Below are 311 nucleotides of genomic sequence, written 5' to 3'. Positions count from 1 at the left end.
CTTCTTGGGCAGCCATTTCAAACAGCTTATCTGGAGAACCTTTCACGAAAATCACCTGTTGACCAGATTCCTGGTTTTGGGTTAACTCGGCGATGTAGCGGTAGTCTGAATCGAATGGCAAGAGATCTACTGGTTGATATTCTGATTGGTAATCCCGTCCCAATGCTTTACGGTAAAGTGTGAGGAAGGCGCCGTCTGTCGGCTCTCCATTGATTTCCCACTTGCCATCTTTTTCGGCTAAAACAGTATCATTGGCTTGAAAACCAGCTTCAACAAACATCTTAAGTGGTTCAGTTAATTGAGCTAGTTGA

Annotated in this window: 1 protein-coding gene; it reads right to left on the bottom strand. The window is 44.4% G+C overall.

From position 1 onward, the window contains the following. The coding region (locus ACFIK0_RS09690) for a hypothetical protein (protein ID WP_375663959.1) at window positions 1-311 on the bottom strand (311 nt) is incomplete at both ends.

The organism is Bartonella sp. CL63NXGY (genome assembly GCF_042194905.1).
Taxonomy (GTDB): Bacteria; Pseudomonadota; Alphaproteobacteria; order Rhizobiales; family Rhizobiaceae; genus Bartonella.
The sequence above is the reverse complement of the archived record's forward strand: the minus strand, read 5'-3'. Positions and strand labels throughout refer to the sequence as shown.